Source organism: Corynebacterium pilosum DSM 20521 = CIP 103422 (assembly GCF_000373805.1).
In the GTDB taxonomy this organism is placed as follows: domain Bacteria; phylum Actinomycetota; class Actinomycetes; order Mycobacteriales; family Mycobacteriaceae; genus Corynebacterium; species Corynebacterium pilosum.
The window spans coordinates 139872-157810 of record NZ_KB892450.1 but is presented as its reverse complement, the minus strand read 5'-3'; the positions used below and the strand labels follow the sequence as shown (position 1 = coordinate 157810).

The window sequence follows — 17939 nt, the reverse complement described above, 5'->3', positions numbered from 1 at the left end:
AATGGCTAAAGAAACAGCTGATACCAGCAAGGACAGGCTGAACAAGCGCCTGGGCTTCTACTTTGACCAAAGCTTGTGCAACGGCTGCAAGGCCTGTCAGATCGCCTGCAAGGACAAGCACGACACCCCGATCGGCGTGAACTGGCGCCGTGTGGTGGAGTACTCCGGCGGCGACTGGGCCACCAACGCTGATGGCGTGATGCAGAACAACACCTTTACTTACTACACCTCGATCTCCTGCAACCACTGCGATAACCCGGTGTGTACGCAGGTCTGTCCCACTACCGCGATGCACGTGGGCGAAGACGGCGTGGTGTCCGTCGACCCGGACAAGTGCGTCGGCTGCCGCTACTGCGAGTGGGCCTGCCCTTACTCCGCACCACAGTTCAACGTGGAAACCGGTGTAATGACGAAGTGCGACCTGTGCGCGGACTACCGCTCTGAGGGCAAGGACCCGGCTTGTGTGGATTCCTGCCCGTCGCGCGCATTGGACTGGGGCCCGATCGATGAGCTGCGCGAAAAGTACGGCGACGTCAACGGCATCGCCCCGCTGCCCGACCCTTCCCTGACCGAGCCACGCCTAGCCATCACTCCGCACAAGAATGCGAAGCGATGGGACCGTTCGCAGGCCGGCGAGATCGCCAACCCAACAGAGATTTAAGTGAGTCAGTACCGTGAATTTGCATGAATGGCCCCTAACTTTCTTCACCGTCTTTGGGCAGATGGCGGTCGGCGCGTTCTTCGTGCTCGGCTGCATCACCGTGTTCGGGCGGATGCGCTACTCCAGCAACGCGGTGAACCGCATCTGTGTGCCGGCGCTCTACGCGATCGGCCCGATCATGATCGCCGGTTTCTTCATGGCGTTCTTTCACCTGGGCAACCCGCTGAACGCGCCGAATGTGATCCGCAATATTGGCTCCTCAGGTCTCACCCAGGAGCTCGTCGCGGGCTGTATCTTCGCAGGCCTCGGTTTCCTTTTCGCCGCGTGCCAGTTCTTTGACTGGTTCTCGGTCCGGGTCCGCGCGGGCATCGCCGTGCTGACTGCCCTGACCGGCATCGTATTCATCTACACCATGGCGAACCTCTACATGCTGCCGACGATTCCTGCGTGGAACCGCTGGACCACGCCCGCCACCTTCTACCTCTCGGGCGCGGTCACCGGTCTGCTGGCGATCGCCGTGGCACTCACCGCCTACAACTGGCTCGAGGACTCCCCTCTGATCAAGCGCCTCATCCCCTCCGCGCGCAACGAGGACCAAACGCCAGAGCAGAAGGAAGAGGTTTGGGAGCTCATCCACGCGAGCCTGCGCTGGATCGGCATCGCTCTCACCGTCGTCGTTCCGCTGATCTTCGTGGTCATGGTGTTCATCCACTCGCGCCCGGCCGGCCCCAACGAGTCCGAGTACGCCTTCAATACCACCGCTTTTGTCATCCGCATCGTCCTGCTGCTGATCGGCGCGCTGATCGTCGGCCTGATCTTGGCCTTTGGCCACCGCCGTGCGCGCCCCAGCGGCCTGCACATGACGCTGATCACCGTGGCCTACATCGCCGTTGTTATCGCGGAGTTGATCGGCCGCTTCCTGTTCTACGGCGCTGTCGATAAGGTGGGCATTTGATGGATAGGCTAGCAATTGCCGCGGACATCGTCGGACAGCTCTACTTGTCCGTCCCCCGCCCTGAACTACGCACGGCGCTTAACGACGAACAGTTCTTGCGCGACTGGCCCCTCGAAGACGAGCACTCCGCCCAGGCGGTGCAGCTCCTCCTTGAGGCAGAGCCCGATACCGAAGAAGAGCTCAAACGCGACCACCTGTACCTTTTTACCGGCATCGGGGCCCCTTTGGCCCAGCCTTATGAGTCTCCCTACTTCTCCCCCGACGGTCTGGTGATGGATACCGCCACCGCCGAGGTCACCGAGGTCTACCGCCAGGTGGGATTCAGCACCGGGACCGACACGATGCCCGACGATCACATCGGATTCCAGCTGATGTGCGTGGGCCACATGGCCCGTGGCCACGCCTCTGCCAACCAAATTGCGGCCTTTGTCGAGCAGCACCTGGGCCGTTTCGCCGACAAGGTCATGGCGGGTGTCGACGAGAACGCCCGCACAGCGATCTACCGGGCTCTGCCCGGCCTCACGCGCGGAGTTTTGGCGGCGGCACTCTAAGAGCACGCCACTCTGACCCCCTCTACGCAAACTGTTGGACCTGGAATGTTGGAACAGGGGCGATTCGGCGCCTAGGAGCCCGAAAACCGCCCAGTTCCAACAGTTCAGCTACAGCAGTTTAGGTCCCAGGGAACCGAGATAAGACAAAACAGCGCCCCACTCTCCTCCTAGAAGGTGAGTGGGGCGCTGTGTTCGTCGTGAAGCGATTATGCCTCGGTGACGGAGCCTCCGGCCGCTTCGATCTTCTCGACAGCAGACTTGGAGAACTTGGTTGCGGTGACGTTCAGCTTAGCGCTGAGGTCGCCGCTTCCCAGGACCTTGACTGGCTGGTTCTTGCGAACCAGGCCTGCTGCGACGATGTCTGCAACAGCGATGTCGCCGCCCTGTGGGAAAGCTTTCTCGAGGTCCGCAACGTTGACTACCTGGTAGACAACCTTGTTGCGGGCCTTGAAGCCCTTCAACTTAGGCAGACGCATGTGAAGTGGCATCTGGCCACCTTCGAATGCGTGTGGAACCTGCTTACGTGCCTTCGTACCCTTGGTACCGCGGCCAGCAGTCTTGCCACCCTTGCCTGCCTCACCGCGACCAACGCGGTGCTTTGGCTTGTTTGCACCCTTTGCTGGGCGCAGATCGTGGAGCTTAATAATGTCGCTCATTGTTTAACCTACTCCCCTGCAACTTCTTCAACGGTGACCAAGTGGCGCACCTTGAGGATCTGGCCGCGAGTAGCCGCGTTGTCCTTCTTAACAACAGACTGGCCGATCTTGCGCAGACCGAGGGCCTCCAGGTTTGCACGGTGCTCAGGCTTGGTGCCGATCTTGCCGTGGTTCAAAGTAATCTTCAAAGCCATGGTTTATGCCTCCTGTCCTGCGCGTGCGCGCAGCATGCGAGCGGGGGCAACCTCTTCGAGAGACTTGCCGCGCTTCGCAGCAACCTCTTCTGGGCGAGCCAGATCCTTCAGGCCTGCAACGGTGGCCTTAACCACGTTGAGGGCGTTGTCGGAACCGAGAGACTTGCACAGGATGTCCTGCACGCCAGCGCACTCAAGCACTGGACGAGCTGCACCACCAGCGATCACACCGGTACCAGGAGCAGCTGGGCGCATCATGACGATGCCCGCAGCAGCTTCACCCTGGACTGGGTGAGGGATGGTTCCGCCGACCATTGGGACGCGGAAGAAGTTCTTACGAGCCTCTTCGGAGCCCTTCTGGATTGCGGCAGGAACTTCCTTAGCCTTGCCGTAGCCCACACCGACCATGCCCTGGCCGTCGCCCACGATGACGAGGGCGGTGAAGGACATGTTGCGGCCACCCTTGACGGTCTTAGCCACACGGTTGATGGAAACTACGCGCTCGATGTACTTGTCGCGATCATCGTTCTGACGACGATCGTCGCGGCGGCCGCGGCCACCACGCTCGTTGCGGTTGTTCTTCTTGTTCTGGTCGTCGGCGGAGCGTCCGCCGTCACGCCGTTCACGTCCCGGCATTACGCATTCCTTCCGTTGATGTTCATGGTCATGGTGGTCATTAGAACTTCAGGCCACCTTCACGTGCGGCGTCGGCAAGTGCTGCGACGCGGCCGTGGTACTTGTAGCCGGCGCGGTCGAAGACGACCTGCTCAATGCCGGCTTCCTTTGCGCGCTCAGCGATCAGCTGGCCGACCTTTGCTGCCTTGGCCTTCTTGTCACCCTCTGCGGAGCGGATGTCTGCCTCCATGGTGGACGCAGAAGCCAGGGTGTGGCCTGCCAGGTCGTCGATAACCTGAACGTGCATGTGGCGGGAGCTGCGGTGCACAACGAGGCGTGGTGCCTCTGGGGTGCCGCGCAGGGTCTTGCGAATGCGGAAGTGGCGACGTGCGCGTGCCTCGCGACGGCGGGTGGAAATATCCTTGCCGATCGGAGTGCGCTTGGTGTTCTCTGCAGTGTTGCTCATGCTTACTTACCCGTCTTTCCGACCTTGCGACGAACCTGCTCGCCTGCGTAACGGATGCCCTTACCCTTGTATGGGTCATCCTTGCGCAGACGGCGGATGTTTGCCGCGAGCTGGCCTACCAGCTGCTTGTCAATGCCTTCGATGGAGAACTTGGTGTTGCCATCAACTGCAAACGTGATGCCCTCAGGCGCCTCGATGAGGATCGGGTGCGAGTAGCCGAGGGAGAACTCGAGGTCCTTCCCCTTCATCTGCACACGGTAGCCAACGCCGAAGATCTCCATGTTGATCTTGTAGCCCTCGGTCACACCAACAACAAGGTTGTTGACCAGGGAGCGGGACAGACCATGCAGCGAGCGGTTCTCGCGGTGGTCGTCCGGGCGCGAAACGACGATTTCATTGTCTTCTACGACAACGGTGATCGGTGCCGGGACGGTCCACGACATGGAGCCCTTTGGGCCCTTGACGTCAACATCCTGGCCGTCAATCTTTACCTCGACGCCGTTAGGGATTGCGATAGGTGCTTTACCTACACGTGACATATGTTCTTACCTCCCTATTACCAGACGTAAGCGAGGACTTCCCCGCCTACGCCTTTCTCGCGAGCCTCACGGTCGGTCAGCAGGCCCTGGGACGTGGAGATGATAGCCACGCCGAGGCCGCCGATGACCTGAGGAAGGTCGGTGGACTTTGCGTACACGCGCAGACCTGGCTTGGAAACACGGCGCAGACCCGCAATGGATGCCTGGCGCGATGGGCCGTACTTCAGATCGAGGGACAGGGTCTTGAAGCCCTTTTCTTCCTCAACGTTGTAGTCAGCGATGTAGCCTTCCTGCTTCAAGATCTCAGCGATGTTCGCCTTGAGCTTGGAGGAAGGCATAGACACGGTGTCGTGCTGCGCGTTGTTTGCGTTGCGCACGCGCGACAGCATGTCCGCGATTGGATCTGTCATGGTCATGTGAGTGACCGTTACCTTTCTCGTTGCGGTTCCTACCCACCTATGGCGTTTTCCGTGTGATCTCTCGGGGGCGACTATGCGCTCTACACACTCAGTAGCGTGTAGTGCTCGCTGCCCAATCCATCCACTCGGTCCGCATAATGGCGAGGGGCCTGCAACAAAGTTGGAGTATTTTGCTTGTGGTTGTCCTTGGCACGCTCAATTGCGGGCACAAGTCCAGCGATCGACACTACACTGCGGAACGGAAAGATCAAAATTGCACTCTGCCGGGGGTTTTCAGTATCGTGTCGGTTATGACCGCACCTTCTGAAATCTCTCGTTCCAATCCCGTGGCGAATAAATTCGACAATCCACGGGTCGGTGGCCCCTCCAAGGCTGCCGCCGGTATCCCTGGCGTCATGCACGCCATGGCACACGCCGTCCCTAATAAGGGCGTGGGCACCCTCCTTACCCTTAACAAGCACGGTGGCATTGACTGCCCTGGCTGTGCATGGCCAGAGCCACCACAGTCCGAGCTTGGCATCGTCGAGTTCTGTGAGAACGGCGCGAAGGCAATCGCACAGGAGACGACCGGCACCCGTGTGACCCGCGAATTCTTCGCTAACACCACCATCCAGCAGATGCGCGAGATGACCGACTACGAGCTTGACCAGCTCGGCCGTCTGCAGGAACCAATGCTTTATGATCGCTCGCGTGGCGACGAGAAGTACCACCCCATTACTTGGGATGAGGCTTTCAAGCTGATCTCTGAGCAGCTTCACAAGACCGAGCCATCGCGTGCTCACTGGTACACCTCCGGTACCGCAGTGAACGAATCTGCCTACGTCCTCGGCCTGCTGGGCCGTCGTCATGGCTCGAACAACCTGCCGGACTGTGCGAACATGTGCCACGACTCCACTGGTGTCGCTTTGGCCAAGACTGTTGGCGTCGGCAAGGGTTCCGTGACGATGCAGGACTTCGAAAACGCTGACCTGATCCTTTCGGTCGGCCAGAACCCGGGCACGAACCACCCTCGTGCACTCTCCGCTTTCCACAAGCAGAAGTCCAACGGCGGCAAGATGATCGCCATCAACCCAATGCCAGAAGTTGGGCTGATGAAGTTCAAGGAGCCACAGTCCGTCAAGGGTGTCCTGAACATTCCAGAGAAGCTTGCCGACGAGTACGTGCAGGTTCGTCTGGACGGCGACCGCGCGCTGTTCCAGCAGATCAACCGCGAGCTGATTCGTCGTGACGCACTGGACCACAAGTTCCTGGACCAGTTCTGCTCCAACGTCGATGAGACCATCGCACACCTGGAGTCGCTGGATGACGCGCAGCTGGAGCGCGCTTCCAACGTTCCGATGTCCCAGGTCCGCAAGATCGTGGACTACGTGGAGAAGGCCGAAACCGTTGTCCTGGCGTGGACGCTTGGCGTGACCCAGCACAAGAACGCTGTGAACACCATCCAGGAGATGGTGAACTTCCTCCTGCTGACCGGTAACTACGGCAAGCCAGGCGCAGGTTCTGCACCTTTCCGTGGCCACTCCAACGTGCAGGGTGACCGCACCATGGGTATCTCGGAGAAGATGCCGGAGTGGTTCCTGTCGAACCTGGAGAAGGAATTCGGCTTCGACGTTCCTCGTGATCATGGTCGTGGCTCTGTCGAGACCGCAATGGCGCTGCGCGACGGCGAGTCTGACTTCTTCCTCTCCCTGGGTGGCAACTTCGTTCGCGCAGTCTCTGACACCACCGCCGTTGAGGACGGCATGAGCAACAATCAGCTGACCGCGCACATGCTGACCAAGCTCAACGCCACCTGCGCGTGGCCAGGCGAGAAGGGTCTGATCCTGCCAGTGCGTTCCCGCTCTGACTATGACCCGCAGAAGTCTGGCCCACAGATGACCTCGGTGGAGGCATCGGACTCGAAGGTCTCCGGTTCCCGCCCGAAGCGTAAGGCGAACATGGACCTGGATCTGAAGTCCGAGGTGGACATCATCTGCTCCATCGGTCGCGAGACCTTCGGCGATGCTTTCTGGCAGCCGATGATCGATGACTACGGCGTGATCCGTGACCACATCGCAAACACCATCCCTGGTTTTGAAAACTACAACGAGCGCCTCGAGCGCCCAGGTGGCTTCATGCTGCCGCACGCTGCACGTGAGAGAATTTTCAACACCTCCGATGGCAAGGCACAGCTGACGATCAACGAGACCAACGCGATTGAGCTCGAGGATCACCAGCTGCTGCTGTCCACGGTGCGCAGCCACGACCAGTACAACACCATCTCCTACGGCTTGAATGACCGCTACCGCGGTGTTCGTGGCGGCCGTCGCGTCCTGTTCATCAACAAGGTGGACCTGCAGAAGCGCGGCCTGAAGGATGGCGACTTGGTCGACGTTGTCTCCGTGTACGAGTCCGGCGAGCGCCGTGCAGAGAACTTCCGCCTGGTCGAGTACGACCACGCACGCGACTGCGTCTCTGGCTACTTCCCAGAGCTGAACAACCTGGTCCCACTGGAGGAGTTCGCACACGGCTCCGAGACCCCAGTGTCCAAGTCCCTGGTTGTCCACCTGGAGCCACTGGGCCGTAACGCTCACGACGAGAAGTAAGTCTTAAAGCACTTGTCACCCACCGCACCTTCTTGGTGTGGTGGGTGTCGTCGTCTCTAGGGGGAATCTGTTAACGCGTAACCTAGTGGGGACAGAAAGGAATGACCATGAGCCTGAGCACCGCCCTCCAACCCATCATCGACCACTTGGGCACCACCCGCGATCACCGCGAAGAGCTGTACACCCAATTCCACCAGTCCCCTGAGTTGTCAATGCAGGAGTACGCGACGGCTGACCGTATCCGCGCAGAGCTCGACCGCATGGGCATCACCCACCACACCGTTGCGAAGACGGGCGTTGTGGCGATCATCGAGAACGGCACCGGGCCGATCGTCGCTTCGCGCGGTGATACCGACGGCCTTCCGATGAAGGAGAACTCGGGCAAGGATTATGCGTCGACGGCAACGCAGGTCGACGAGGCCACAGGCGAAGAGGTCCCCGTCGCGCACGCCTGCGGCCACGATGTGCACATCATGAGCCTGCTCGGCGCCGTGGAGGCACTCAACGCCACGAAGGAGGCGTGGGCGGGCACCTTCATTGCGGTGTTCCAGCCTGGGGAGGAGACGGCCTCGGGGGCACGCGCGATGGTTGATGATGGCATCGCCAGGCTGATCGGCACCCCCGACGTGTATCTGGGCCAGCACGTCCTGGGCACCCTGCCCGGCGGCGCGGTGGGCACGCGGGTGGGGCCGACATTGTCCTCGGCCTTCTCTGTCAAGATCACCATCCACGGCAAGGGCTCACACGGGTCGATGCCGGAATTGGGCGTGGACCCGGTGGTGACGGCGGCGTCGATCGTCGGAAAGCTGCAAACCATTGTCTCGCGCGAGGTTGCTGCGGCCCAGACAGCCGTGGTCACGGTTGGTGCGATCCACGCGGGCACGAAGTCCAATATCATCCCGGATTCCGCCGAGCTCTTGGTGAACACGCGCGCCTACGATCACAAGGTGGGCGCCCACCTGCGCGAGGCCATCGAGCGCCTGGTCCGCGCTGAATGCGAGGGCGCCCGCTGCCCTGCGGCACCTGAGTTTGAGTATTACGACACCTACCCGCTCACCGACAACGACGAGAACGCCACGACGTCCGTCCGCGCCGCCTTCGACGAATACTTCGGCGAACTGTCCGTGGACTTGGACCCAGTGCCGGCCTCTGAGGATTTCTCGATCATCCCGGACGCGGTGGGAACCCCGTACACGTTCTGGGGCCTGGGCGGCTTCGCTGATCAGGCGAATGCGCCAGGAAACCACAACCCAGCTTTTGCGCCCGACATGCAGCCAACTCTGGACCGCGGCGCTGAAGCTATCATTGTGGCTAGCGCGCCGTGGCTTATCGGCAAGCGCTAGAAACATATTTCTGAACATTATTACTAGGAAAGGAAACAACGTGGCGAAAGATAGCCCACAAGAAATAAAGTCCGCGAACGAATGGTTGAACCAAGCATCAGAGACTTTGCAGATTTCCCCTGAGCTCACCCGTACAGTGCTGGGGGATCTGCTGGACCTGACGAAGAACGTCGCGCATGGCCCTTCACGCCCTGCAGCGCCTGTCACCGCGTTTTTGGTTGGCCTGTCCACCGGGCAGGCGCAGGCAGCGGGTACTAGTGAGGAGGATCTGGCGGCGGCGGTGCGCGAGCGCATCGCGAAGATTAACGCAACGCTAGAGGAGTATCAGGACTAGTGGGACGCATTACCCGCAATTTCGCCGTCACAAAGGTCACGCTTGACGACGACCAATTCACCACTGACACCCGTGCAGACAGTGTCACTGTGGAAGAGCCGCTGGAAATCCGCAACGGTGCTCAAACCCTGACCACCACGATGCGGACCCCGGGCCACGATATCGAACTGGCCCACGGTTGGCTCTACGGCGAAGGCATCATCACCGATGCCGCCCAAGTGTCGGAGGCCCGCTACTGCGCGGGCGCTACCGGCCCCGATGGGCAGAACACCTATAACGTGCTGGAGCTCAACCTGTTGACCCAGCAGCCCATCGGCCCAGAGTTTATTCGCTTAACGACGACCACCAGCGCCTGCGGGGTGTGCGGCACCACCTCGATTGATGAGATTATGGGCAAGGCGCACAACCCGATCAGCCCGATCCAGCTGGATCCGCGCGTGGTGTTGGAGCTCCCCGAGAAGTTGCGGGACGGGCAGCAGCAGTTCCGCAAGACCGGCGGCATCCACGCCGCTGGTGCTTTCGACCTGGAGGGCAACCCGGTGGTCATCCGCGAGGACATAGGCCGCCACAATGCCGCCGACAAGGTGATTGGCCACATGCTTATGGAAGGCCTGCTGCCGGCGAAGGATCACATCCTGGTGATGAGCTCGCGCGCCTCCTTCGAATTGGTGCAGAAGGCCGTCATGGCCGGTTTCGGTGGCTTGGTGGCGGTGTCCGCGGCCTCCTCCCTGGCCGTGGAGCTCGCCCGCGAGGCGAACATGGCGCTGGTCGGTTTTGCCCGTCCAGGCCGGTTCAACCTCTACTCCGGCGAACTTATCGATCTCTAGGACGGCAGCGCCGGACGCTGCCGCAGCCGCGTCTGGCCCAGATCGCTCATATCCCCGGCGTCCATGCCATTGAAGTATGCATGGGCGTTCATGGAGCGCTGCGAGTTTTTCGCCGACGCCTTCAGATTGTTCTCGAAGAGGAAATTGTCGCGAGCTTCAGTGGCGCGGGAGGCATCGTCGATAAGCGCAATCTCGTAGCCCTGCGAGGCCGAAGCAACGGTCTCCTCCGCTTCCTTCAGGCGGGCCGCCACCTGCGAGGCAAAACCCGACATGAAAGATCGGCGCACTACTACCATGGAATAGTCGGGGTCCCGCGGCTGGTCTTGGGCGCCCGCCAGCATCTGGGGCATGAGCATGCTAAACAGCAGCAGTAAGCGATCCACGTGGCGGCGCAAGCCGAACACCATCACCTGACGCACTTTCGTGGAGTTGCGCACACCCACGGATAGCGCCTCGCAGTGCAGTGAGACCGCCAGTGCGGACAGAAGCTGGGCCTGCATGTCCGTGTAGGCTCCGCTGAGGTCCACCTTTTCCATGGCGACAGCGTCGCCGTCGTCGGCGTGGTCAAGATCGCGCTCGTCGAAACCGTAGGTAGCCATCAGCTCGAACGCCTTGGTGTAGAACACCTCCCCCTCCGGGGTCCCCTGCCGGTCTGCGGCTTGATTCAGTAGTTTTTGAACACGTTGTTTGATCTTGTCGATTGAGTTCATCGTTCCCCCCGATGGTGTTGTTGTAAGACGACTGCTTGTCGCTACTTCCTATTCGTACAACACTTTGACATCACGTGCGTCGCAGGCCTTTGAAACCTGTGGATAACTCGCTTTTCGACGATCGCTTGTGGATAACTCTGCTGTGCGGGCAGAAGTAAACCGCCTGTGCCCCGAGGTTCTGGGGGCACAAGCGGTCTTGTCGAAACCTAGGCTTAGTCCTAGTCCTTGTAGACGTACTTGGTCTTATTCAGCCACGCGTAGACGCCGCCGATCAGCAGGCCGCCGCCAACAAAGTTGCCCAACCACACCATCAACCAGTTGATGGCGATATTGCCGACGGTGAAGTTCTCCGGTACGGAATCGGCAAACATGGTGATCGACATCAGCGAGAAGTTCGCGATAACGTGCTCCAGGCCCAGGCCGACGAAGATGGCGATGATCGGAACGATGACAAAGAACTTGGACACGAAGTCCTTGGCGAACAGCGCACCGACGATGGCCATGTTGACCACGAAGTTAGCGCCCACTGCCTCGATGAAGGCGTGCCACGGACTCTTGTCCAGCTTGCCCTCAGACAACGTGGCGATGAGGTGGGTGCTGTCCATGCTGCCCAGCTTGGCTGTCTGGCTCATCAGCAGTCCAACCAGCAGCGCACCGACCAGGTTGAAGATGGTGGTCAGCACGACGAACCAGATGCCCTTGCCCCAGCCGATCTGCTTGGTGGTGGCGCCATAGGAGGCGAACATCATGTTGCCGGTTGCCAGCTCCGCGTTCAGGATGACAATGGAGAACAGTCCCAGCCCGAAGAAGAGTGCGAAGACCAACGCACCCAAGCCGTGGCCCGGTACGGCGGATTCAACGGCCTGGCCCGCCACGCCGGCGAAAGCGGTGCCTAGGGTGAGGTAGATGCCAGCCAGGACGGCGCGGATGGCAAACCGACCAAGGTCATGGTCCATCAATTCGATTTTCTTGTTTACGCCGCTCTCGGCGATATCATTCAATGCCATACGTGCACTTCCTTCAGGCTGTCAGGGGCACCCCTATCGAAGGCGCCCAGAATTTACTCTGGTAAATAATAACCCGCACCCATTAAAAACACCATATTGAAAACTTCCCCTACCTGCGCTTATGCATTTAAACTAGCCTATTTGCGTGAATACTTGACGCATAGAAACGAACCTACGGCGTAAGTAGGCATTTATTTGCGTTTTTGCACCTATTGATTTATGAATCTTTTGGGCACCTTAAGCAGTGCAGCTATCTTCTACGAGGCACGAAAAACGCCCACCAGAATAAGATCTGGTGGGCGTTCGTCGTTAAGCGAAAAGCGTCAGGCTCTCCGTAATCGTCAAAGCGATTACGCCTGCTGCATCTTGCCGTCCTTGTCCTTAAATGGGAAGCCAAGGTGGCGCAGCAGCGCGCGGCCTTCGTCATTGTTGGTCGCGGTGGTCACGACGGTGATATCCATACCGCGTGGGCGGTCGATCTTGTCAACGTCGATCTCGTAGAACATGGTCTGCTCGGTCAGGCCGAAGGTGTAGTTACCGTGGCCGTCGAACTGCTGATCGCTCAGGCCGCGGAAGTCGCGGATACGTGGCAGTGCCACGGTCAGCAGACGGTCCAGGAACTCCCACATGCGGTCGCCACGCAGGGTGACCTTCGCGCCGATCGGCATACCCTCACGCAGCTTGAAGTTTGCGATAGAGGTCTTTGCACGACGCAGCTGAGGCTTCTGGCCGGTAATAGCCGTCAGATCCTCCAGTGCACCGTTGATCACCTTGGAGTCGCGAGCAGCGTCGCCGACACCCATGTTGACCACGATCTTGGTCAGGCCTGGGACCTGCATGATGTTGTCATAACCGAACTCTTCGCCCATCTTGCCGCGGATTTCTTCCTTGTAGCGAGTCTTCAGGCGAGGGGTGTAATTGTCAGCCATCTTAGATGTCCTTCCCGTTCGACTTGGCAACGCGAACCTTCTTGCCGTCTTCATCGAAGCGGAAGCCGACGCGGGTCGGGGTGCCGTCGGAGTCCAGGATCATCACGTTGGACACGTGGATCGGAGCCTCCTGGGTCACGATGCCGCCGGACTCAGCGCCACGCTCAGTAGCGGAGTTGGCAACGTGCTTCTTGATGCGGTTAACGCCCTCAACGAGGACCTTCTCGCGCTTCGGGTAGGCCTCGATGACCTTGCCCTGTGCGCCCTTGTCTGGGCCAGAAATTACCTGGACCATGTCACCCTTTTTGATCTTCATGTGACTAGATCACCTCCGGTGCGAGAGACACGATCTTCATGAACTTCTTGTCGCGAAGTTCACGAGCAACCGGGCCGAAGATACGGGTGCCGCGTGGCTCATTGTCATTCTTGATAAGGACTGCTGCGTTCTCGTCGAAAGAGATATAGGAGCCGTCTGGGCGACGGGTTTCCTTCTTTGCGCGAACGATCACAGCGCGGACAATCTCGCCCTGCTTGGCGTTGCCGCCTGGGGCTGCTTCCTTCACGGAAGCCACGATGGTGTCGCCGATGCCGGCGAAGCGTCGAACAGATCCACCGAGGACACGGATGCACTGAATTTCACGCGCACCGGTGTTGTCGGCGACCTTCAGACGCGATTCTTTCTGAATCACTATGGTCTCCTGACCTGGATTAATGTGCGCCTGATTTCCGTCCAGAACGCACGTGGTCAATGTCTTTCGATGCCTGGCATGTCACGGATCAGCAGCGGCGCTCGGAAATCAACGCCTCGTGCCGACCAGCACAGACAACTCGGATATTAAACCACGAAGCACCCAGGAAACCAAATCCCCCAACTACCCCACTAGCGTGGCTTCCGGCAGGTAGTCGTCGATAAGCTCCTGCACCCGCTCGCGCGGAATGCTCGGTGTGTCATTCCGGAACTTGATCTCCACTTCACGCTGCCCGCCATTGTCGCGGACGGCGACGAGCGAGACCTGTTCGAAATCATCTTCCGCCTCCAGCGCCGCCATGAGCGCGAGCGCCGGGCTGACCATGTCTGGGGTCGCGCGCTGCAGGCTCAGCTTTGGCCCCGTCCCCTCCTCATCCTGGAGGTTGATGAACGGCTGCGCGTCATAATAAGGCACGAACGTTTCGACGATCTCCTCGATGCGCTGATCGGACTTCGCTAGTTCGGCCCAGTTCACCATCGGGGTCAGGTCGATCCTGTCGGAGCGGTTCCCCTCGCCCGTATCGGCGTTGTTGATCACCACGGACACGTCCGAGACCCCCTCGATGGGGTCGGCAAGCAGGCCGACGATCCACTCATTATCGGCCCGCGGGTCCACCTGGTAGCTGGTCGGAGGGTTCTCCGAGATAATCCACCCGGTGAAGTAGGACGGGTCCTTGGGGTCGTCGGACCAGCGGCTGACCAGGAAGTCTGCTGCTGCGGTGATCGCCTCCGCATCATCGGGGGCCACGTTGGCTCGTGAGGTCACGCCGCGCCACGCGTTCGTTTTCACTTCCGTGTCCAGGGTGACGTTCACGTCCGCCAGGTCATGCTCCGCGGCTTCTTCAGTGGCCGCCACTTCCGCGGCGGCGCGCTGCTCCGGTGTTGGTCCCTCTCGGTTCGTCCACCACCACACTGCGGCGATAGCTACGACGGCGAGAACGATGACTAGGACCAGGGTGAGCACGCGTGACGACGAGGTCTTCATATGACTTATTCAACCAGGTTGGGTAAGCCGTCGGCAATCTCTTCCACCATGACACCCCTGGCCTCTGCAACAATGGGGTGCGTGAACTCCTTGTCATATTCCTCCGTCGAGCACTTGCGCGACACGATGGCAGCCGCCACGCTTCCCACCTCCCCAGAGGCCGAAGCCGAGGCGCGAGCCATCGTCGCCCAGCTTGACGATTACATCCTGCCCCGTCTGGCCAACATCGACGCCCCGCTGCTGGCCGTCGTGGGTGGGTCGACCGGCTCTGGCAAGTCCACGCTGGTCAATGCGATCGTCGGCACGCAGGTGACCACGTCGGGAGTGATCCGCCCCACCACCCGCCAGCCGGTGCTTGTCGCCAATCCGGCGGACCAGGAGTGGTTCAACTCCCCGCACGTTCTACCCGGCCTGGCCCGCGAGCAGGGCGCGCCGGCCGCCAATGCGGAAGCTACTTCGCTGCGCATAGCGACGACCGATGCCGTCGACCAAGGCCTCGCTCTTCTGGATGCGCCGGACTTTGATTCCATCGACGACAAGAACCGCGCGCTGGCTTCCCAACTACTGGCCGCCGCCGATTTGTGGGTATTTGTGACTACCCCGGCGCGTTATGCCGACCAGCTGGTGTGGAACTTCCTTAATGATGCCGCCGGGCGCAACATCGAGGTCATCGTCATCCTGAACCGCGTGGACGAGGATTCGATGGCCACCGTCCCCGCGGACCTGCGCCGCATGATGAAGGATGCCGGCCTGGGTCATTCCACCATGTTCGTGGTCCCCTACATCATCGATTTTGATACCTTCCTTCCCGACGCCCCCATCGCCCCCATTCGCGAGCACCTTCAGCATCTGGCCGGTGATGCGTCGGCACGCCGCGCGATCGCCGCCAAGACCGTACAGGGTGCGCTGCGTACGCTCTTGACGCGTGTCGACGACGTGGTAGCACAGAAGGAGAACAACGAACAGTTCGCCGCCCAGCTGGGTGAGGCCATCGAGGCGACCTACTCGCGTGCAACCCAGCACGTCATCGAGGCCACCAGCGACGGCAAATTGCTGCGCACCGAGGTCCTGCAACGCTGGCAGGACTTCGTCGGCACTTCCGACGCTTTTCGCACCATCGAGCGCTGGTATTCCATGGCAGTGGACCGGATCGGCAGCTTCTTCACCGGTCAGCCGGCCCCGGTGCAAGAGGTGGAAACGGAGATCGAGACCGGCCTGCACGCCGTCATCGTCGATGCGGGCGACACCGCTGCCACCCGCACCTGGTCACATCTGGGCCAGGTGGCACCACAGTTGCGCGCCGAGGCTGACCCCGCGCTGTCGTCGTCAAGCGATGACCTCTCCGAGCGGGCGTCGCACCTTGTGCGCGAGTGGCAGTCCGCGCTGATGGAACATATTCAAGACACCGCCGGCGAAAAGCGCATGCGCGCGCGTGTGCTCTCGCTGGGCCTGAACGTGGTGACCGTCGCGCTCATGCTGGTGGTCTTTGCCTCCACGGCCGGCCTGACCGGCGGCGAGCTGGCGATTGCCGGCGGCTCCGCCGTGGTGGGGCAGAAACTGCTGGAAACCATTTTTGGCGAGGACACCGTCCGCCGCATGGCCAAGTGGGCGCGCGAGGACCTCGACCAGCGCCTGGCTGCGCTTTACGACGACGAACAGGCGCGCTACAACGAGGTGCTGGCACCACTGGTGGCTGGAACCTCCTCGGAAGAACAGCGCGCGGCTGCTGCGGAGGTGGGGACCGATGTTTAAATCCGCACCCACCTTGAACGAGCGGCTCGCCGCACTTGACCGCGCGGTGGAATTAGGCGAAGGCTACCTCACGCCAGCCGAGCTCAACCGTTTGGAATCCGTGGCGCAGTCCGGCGCCGAACGACGCGCGCTATCTGCCGAACACACCGTGGTCGGCTTCTTCGGGGCCACCGGTTCGGGCAAGACGTCCCTGTTCAACGCGGTCGTTGGCGAAGCCCTAGGCAAGGCTGCGGCGCGCCGGCCCACCACCTCTTCCCCACTGGCCGCAGTCTGGGAGCCGCGCGGTTCAGAGGAACTGTTGGACTGGTTGGAGGTGGAGGATCGCCGCAACCGTGAAGGGGAGTTCGCCCCTGGCGCGGGTCCGTTGATCCTGTTGGACCTGCCGGACTTCGACTCGGTGGAACCGGTCCACCGGGAAATCACGACCCGCCTGGCCGGGCAGGTCGATGTGCTGGTGTGGGTGGCCGACCCAGAAAAGTATGCTGACAGCGTGATCCACGACCACTTCATCCGCCCGCACGCGGCCCACTCCGCGGTGACCCTGGCGGTACTGAATAAGGCGGACCTGCTCAAGCCCGAAGACCAGAAGGTCGTCGCAGACTCCTTCGGGGAGCTGTTGCGCGAGGACGGTTTGAAGAAGGTCACGGTCATTCCGGTTTCCGCGAAGACTGGCACGGGTGTCGACGAGGTCCGCAACGCCATCGCGCGCGTCGCCGCCGCCCACTCGGCCCAGACCAAGCGCATCGAAGCCAACCTGGAATCCGTAGCCCAACCCTGGGTGTCCAGCGCGGCCACCAAGACGGTGCCCAGATCCGCTAAGCGGGAGATGGACACGATCCTCACCCAGGCCGCAGGTGCCGACTTCATCAGCGACGCCACCGCGAAGGCCTACCGCAAGCGCCTCGGCGAACGCACCGGCTGGCTGCTGACCTCCTGGATCACTAAACTGCGCCCCGATCCCCTGCGCCGCATGGGGCTTCGCGACGAGGCCGACGAGCTCGGTGTGCACCGCACCTCGCGGCCGGAACTGGATGCCTCCAGCCGAGCTGTCGCCAATAAGGGCGTGCGAGGCTACGCCGCCGCCGTTGCCGAGGGACTGCCCGGCGCCTGGGCATCCTCTGTCGCTGACAAGGCAGAGGACATTAACGACGAGATGCCCTCGCACCTCGACCGCGTGGTCGCCGGCACCCGGCTGCCCGCCCAACCGTCGAAGGCGTGGGGCCTGCTCACCGTGATCCAGTGGCTCGCGCTGCTCGCCGCCCTGGTTGGCGTGCTGTGGTATCTGGCCGTGGCCTTTATCCCCGGGGCCCTCGACCCGCTCTTGGGCCCTGATCTGGTTCCCGATGTTGAAGGCTGGCCCATCCCCACCTTGCTGATCTTGGGTGGGTTGCTGCTAGGCATTGTGTTAGGCCTCGTATCAGCCGTGTTCGGCGGTGTGATCGGCTCCGGGATCAAAAGGCGCACGCGCCGCGCACTGCGCAACAACGTCGCCGCCATGTCCGAGGACCAAGTTGTTGCCCCTCTGACAGCGGTGCGCGAGGAATACCTGCAGTTCCACGATGCCATCAGGACCGCCGCCGGAAACCGCGGTTAACCCACCACAATCGGCACAAGCGTGAGGCAACGCAAAAACCCGGCCCACCACCTCCATGAGGTGATGGGC

At 61.2% G+C, this 17939-nt stretch carries 21 protein-coding genes; 9 read left to right on the top strand and 12 right to left on the bottom strand.

Translation table 11 applies throughout. From position 1 onward, the window contains the following. The first annotated feature begins 1 nt into the window (after position 1). The 3 genes from B097_RS0106060 to B097_RS0106050 are packed head-to-tail and all read left to right on the top strand — an operon-like array spanning position 2 to position 2167. Positions 2-661, top strand: coding sequence for a DMSO/selenate family reductase complex B subunit (locus B097_RS0106060; protein ID WP_018581649.1), 660 nt, complete (start codon positions 2-4; stop codon positions 659-661). Positions 662-674: 13 nt separating this feature from the next. Further along, positions 675-1616 (top strand): dimethyl sulfoxide reductase anchor subunit family protein, encoded by a 942-nt coding sequence (locus B097_RS0106055; protein ID WP_018581648.1) that lies wholly within the window; start codon positions 675-677, stop codon positions 1614-1616. After that, on the top strand, positions 1616-2167 hold the full coding sequence (locus B097_RS0106050; protein ID WP_018581647.1) for a TorD/DmsD family molecular chaperone: 552 nt from the start codon (positions 1616-1618) through the stop codon (positions 2165-2167). The genes B097_RS0106055 and B097_RS0106050 overlap by 1 nt, the downstream gene beginning before the upstream one ends. A 206-nt stretch (positions 2168-2373) precedes the next feature. Here the strand turns inward: B097_RS0106050 and rplO are convergent, their stop codons facing one another. Genes rplO through rpsH form a run of 6 tightly spaced genes read right to left on the bottom strand, consistent with a single transcriptional unit; the run spans position 2374 to position 5053 of the window. After that, positions 2374-2823, bottom strand: coding sequence for a 50S ribosomal protein L15 (rplO, locus tag B097_RS0106045; RefSeq protein ID WP_018581646.1), 450 nt, complete (start codon positions 2821-2823; stop codon positions 2374-2376). A gap of 8 nt (positions 2824-2831) precedes the next feature. Next, the gene (gene rpmD, locus B097_RS0106040) at positions 2832-3017 is read right to left on the bottom strand and encodes a 50S ribosomal protein L30 (protein WP_018581645.1); all 186 of its coding nucleotides are present in this window, start codon (positions 3015-3017) and stop codon (positions 2832-2834) included. Positions 3018-3020: 3 nt separating this feature from the next. After that, positions 3021-3653: a 30S ribosomal protein S5 gene (rpsE, locus tag B097_RS0106035; protein WP_018581644.1), complete on the bottom strand. Its 633-nt coding sequence runs from the start codon at positions 3651-3653 to the stop codon at positions 3021-3023. Between the two features lie 40 nt (positions 3654-3693). Further along, a complete protein-coding gene (gene rplR, locus B097_RS0106030; protein ID WP_018581643.1) occupies positions 3694-4098 on the bottom strand; it encodes a 50S ribosomal protein L18 in 405 nt (134 codons plus the stop codon). 2 nt (positions 4099-4100) lie between these two features. Next, the gene (gene rplF, locus B097_RS0106025; protein WP_018581642.1) at positions 4101-4637 is read right to left on the bottom strand and encodes a 50S ribosomal protein L6; all 537 of its coding nucleotides are present in this window, start codon (positions 4635-4637) and stop codon (positions 4101-4103) included. Between the two features lie 17 nt (positions 4638-4654). After that, positions 4655-5053, bottom strand: a complete 399-nt coding sequence (rpsH, locus tag B097_RS0106020; RefSeq protein ID WP_018581641.1) for a 30S ribosomal protein S8 — start codon at positions 5051-5053, stop codon at positions 4655-4657. Between the two features lie 293 nt (positions 5054-5346). Between rpsH and B097_RS0106015 the strand changes: the two genes are divergently transcribed. The 4 genes from B097_RS0106015 (at position 5347) to fdhD (ending at position 10145) form a co-directional block, all read left to right on the top strand. Continuing rightward, positions 5347-7641: an FdhF/YdeP family oxidoreductase gene (locus tag B097_RS0106015; protein WP_026254345.1), complete on the top strand. Its 2295-nt coding sequence runs from the start codon at positions 5347-5349 to the stop codon at positions 7639-7641. 107 nt (positions 7642-7748) lie between these two features. Next, a complete protein-coding gene (locus tag B097_RS0106010; RefSeq protein WP_018581639.1) occupies positions 7749-8984 on the top strand; it encodes an amidohydrolase in 1236 nt (411 codons plus the stop codon). A 40-nt stretch (positions 8985-9024) separates the two neighbouring features. After that, a complete protein-coding gene (locus tag B097_RS0106005) occupies positions 9025-9318 on the top strand; it encodes a DUF6457 domain-containing protein (RefSeq protein ID WP_018581638.1) in 294 nt (97 codons plus the stop codon). After that, positions 9318-10145, top strand: coding sequence for a formate dehydrogenase accessory sulfurtransferase FdhD (gene fdhD / locus B097_RS0106000; RefSeq protein ID WP_018581637.1), 828 nt, complete (start codon positions 9318-9320; stop codon positions 10143-10145). The genes B097_RS0106005 and fdhD overlap by 1 nt, the downstream gene beginning before the upstream one ends. Here the strand turns inward: fdhD and B097_RS0105995 are convergent. From B097_RS0105995 to B097_RS0105970, 6 genes are all read right to left on the bottom strand, one after another. Then, on the bottom strand, positions 10142-10855 hold the full coding sequence (locus B097_RS0105995) for a DUF2786 domain-containing protein (RefSeq protein WP_018581636.1): 714 nt from the start codon (positions 10853-10855) through the stop codon (positions 10142-10144). The two genes, fdhD and B097_RS0105995, sit on opposite strands and share 4 nt — an antisense overlap. Before the next feature lie 218 nt (positions 10856-11073). Next, positions 11074-11862 carry a formate/nitrite transporter family protein gene (locus tag B097_RS0105990; protein WP_018581635.1) on the bottom strand — a complete coding sequence of 263 codons (789 nt, stop codon included), beginning with the start codon at positions 11860-11862 and terminating at the stop codon, positions 11074-11076. Between the two features lie 350 nt (positions 11863-12212). After that, positions 12213-12791 carry a 50S ribosomal protein L5 gene (rplE, locus tag B097_RS0105985; protein ID WP_018581634.1) on the bottom strand — a complete coding sequence of 193 codons (579 nt, stop codon included), beginning with the start codon at positions 12789-12791 and terminating at the stop codon, positions 12213-12215. Position 12792: 1 nt separating this feature from the next. Further along, positions 12793-13107 (bottom strand): 50S ribosomal protein L24, encoded by a 315-nt coding sequence (gene rplX / locus B097_RS0105980; RefSeq protein WP_018581633.1) that lies wholly within the window; start codon positions 13105-13107, stop codon positions 12793-12795. Between the two features lie 4 nt (positions 13108-13111). After that, a complete protein-coding gene (gene rplN, locus B097_RS0105975; RefSeq protein ID WP_018581632.1) occupies positions 13112-13480 on the bottom strand; it encodes a 50S ribosomal protein L14 in 369 nt (122 codons plus the stop codon). Positions 13481-13663: 183 nt separating this feature from the next. Further along, positions 13664-14524, bottom strand: coding sequence for a hypothetical protein (locus B097_RS0105970; protein ID WP_018581631.1), 861 nt, complete (start codon positions 14522-14524; stop codon positions 13664-13666). Here B097_RS0105970 and B097_RS0105965 point away from each other — a divergent pair, their 5' ends adjacent. Then, positions 14525-16276 carry a GTPase domain-containing protein gene (locus B097_RS0105965; RefSeq protein WP_237559280.1) on the top strand — a complete coding sequence of 584 codons (1752 nt, stop codon included), beginning with the start codon at positions 14525-14527 and terminating at the stop codon, positions 16274-16276. Further along, a complete protein-coding gene (locus tag B097_RS0105960) occupies positions 16269-17870 on the top strand; it encodes a GTPase (protein ID WP_018581629.1) in 1602 nt (533 codons plus the stop codon). Before B097_RS0105965 ends, B097_RS0105960 begins: the two co-directional genes overlap by 8 nt. Positions 17871-17939 lie beyond the last annotated feature (69 nt).

Bases quoted from the DNA above. Each gene is read 5' to 3' on its own strand.
- B097_RS0106060 (WP_018581649.1), top strand. From the start codon at position 2: ATGGCTAAAGAAACAGCTGATACCAGCAAGGACAGGCTGAACAAGCGC.
- B097_RS0106050 (WP_018581647.1), top strand. From the start codon at position 1,616: ATGGATAGGCTAGCAATTGCCGCGGACATCGTCGGACAGCTCTACTTG.
- rplO (WP_018581646.1), bottom strand. From the start codon at position 2,823: ATGAGCGACATTATTAAGCTCCACGATCTGCGCCCAGCAAAGGGTGCA.
- rpmD (WP_018581645.1), bottom strand. From the start codon at position 3,017: ATGGCTTTGAAGATTACTTTGAACCACGGCAAGATCGGCACCAAGCCT.
- rpsE (WP_018581644.1), bottom strand. From the start codon at position 3,653: ATGCCGGGACGTGAACGGCGTGACGGCGGACGCTCCGCCGACGACCAG.
- rplR (WP_018581643.1), bottom strand. From the start codon at position 4,098: ATGAGCAACACTGCAGAGAACACCAAGCGCACTCCGATCGGCAAGGAT.
- rplF (WP_018581642.1), bottom strand. From the start codon at position 4,637: ATGTCACGTGTAGGTAAAGCACCTATCGCAATCCCTAACGGCGTCGAG.
- rpsH (WP_018581641.1), bottom strand. From the start codon at position 5,053: ATGACCATGACAGATCCAATCGCGGACATGCTGTCGCGCGTGCGCAAC.
- B097_RS0106015 (WP_026254345.1), top strand. From the start codon at position 5,347: ATGACCGCACCTTCTGAAATCTCTCGTTCCAATCCCGTGGCGAATAAA.
- B097_RS0106010 (WP_018581639.1), top strand. From the start codon at position 7,749: ATGAGCCTGAGCACCGCCCTCCAACCCATCATCGACCACTTGGGCACC.
- B097_RS0105995 (WP_018581636.1), bottom strand. From the start codon at position 10,855: ATGAACTCAATCGACAAGATCAAACAACGTGTTCAAAAACTACTGAAT.
- B097_RS0105990 (WP_018581635.1), bottom strand. From the start codon at position 11,862: ATGGCATTGAATGATATCGCCGAGAGCGGCGTAAACAAGAAAATCGAA.
- rplE (WP_018581634.1), bottom strand. From the start codon at position 12,791: ATGGCTGACAATTACACCCCTCGCCTGAAGACTCGCTACAAGGAAGAA.
- rplX (WP_018581633.1), bottom strand. From the start codon at position 13,107: ATGAAGATCAAAAAGGGTGACATGGTCCAGGTAATTTCTGGCCCAGAC.
- B097_RS0105970 (WP_018581631.1), bottom strand. From the start codon at position 14,524: ATGAAGACCTCGTCGTCACGCGTGCTCACCCTGGTCCTAGTCATCGTT.
- B097_RS0105965 (WP_237559280.1), top strand. From the start codon at position 14,525: ATGACTTATTCAACCAGGTTGGGTAAGCCGTCGGCAATCTCTTCCACC.
- B097_RS0105960 (WP_018581629.1), top strand. From the start codon at position 16,269: ATGTTTAAATCCGCACCCACCTTGAACGAGCGGCTCGCCGCACTTGAC.